Annotated in this window: 1 pseudogene; it reads right to left on the bottom strand. The window is 52.9% G+C overall.

Annotated features, from left to right (window positions below):
• Positions 1 to 493: 493 nt before the first annotated feature.
• A pseudogene (locus tag OB916_RS16920) lies at positions 494 to 989 on the bottom strand (transposase).
• Positions 990 to 1,028: the final 39 nt, after the last annotated feature.

Below are 1,028 nucleotides of genomic sequence, written 5' to 3'. Positions count from 1 at the left end.
TTCGGGACAATAATGATCGTGGCGTCGATGACCTGATGGAAGAAATCGATCACCTGTTCGTTCATTCAACAGCTGACGCTAACGTGCAAAGCTGAGTTCACTACTTGCCGTTCCACTGCCTGTATACATACCAAGAGCAGCCGCACTGCCAAGGCCTTTTAAAACGATTCGTCGAGTAGGAATGTCATCCTCCATATTCTAAACAATTGTCAAACACACTTATAATATTTTCTATATAGTGTTTAATCATAACTGCCTGAATTCATCGATAGTGATTTCCGGTTGACCTAGTCAACTGAATTGAATCGCCGGCAGACGACGATGCCATTGAGGGTCGTAAACTTTCCCTGTAGATGGCCGTCACCCATAGGCTCGCATCGTACCAACGAACCGTGACGATCTCGCCGTTCCCGACCGTCTCACCCTATTCGACTGTCTCCGAGCTGTATTTTGGTCCGAACGGCCGTGGTGAATCGCCAAACGTAGCTTGATTTCATGGGTTCAGAGACTGCTTGATGTTGTGAACCGCACACACCAGGACGAGTTCTCGAAATTCACCGTACCAAGTTCGCGCACGCACGGCGTCGCCGAGCGTGCGCTTGATCGTCGAGAAGACGGTCTCACACATCGCTCTCTGACGGTAGCGAGGGCCATCGATCACGCGCACAACGCGCGGTTCGATGGGCCGGAACTCTCGATGTTTGATCAGTGGTCTGACGCCCTCTTCGCGGAGTTTCTCGCGTAACTCCATCCAGTCGTACCCTTTGTCGCCAGCCGAGCTGTGTGTCGTGACGTTTCTCTGTCGTACAGTGAACGTCCAGAATCGCGTGGCTTTCTGTGTCCACGATTGCGGTCGTTTTGAGTGTCTGAACGCGGTAATTCGTCCACCGGCAGTAGTGTTTGCTGGCGTTTTCGCGGTCGAAAAACGACGCGTCGATGGCGGCGTGGCTGCTTGGCTCGTGCAACTGCGCCGAGAGGCGCAGCAGCACTCGCCAGAGTGCCGTCTTGATCCTGTCAAACCACTTCAC

Origin of the sequence: Halapricum hydrolyticum (genome assembly GCF_025517535.1) — an archaeon.
In the GTDB taxonomy this organism is placed as follows: domain Archaea; phylum Halobacteriota; class Halobacteria; order Halobacteriales; family Haloarculaceae; genus Halapricum; species Halapricum hydrolyticum.
Note: the sequence above shows the minus strand (reverse complement) of the source record. Positions and strands in the feature narration are given on the sequence as shown.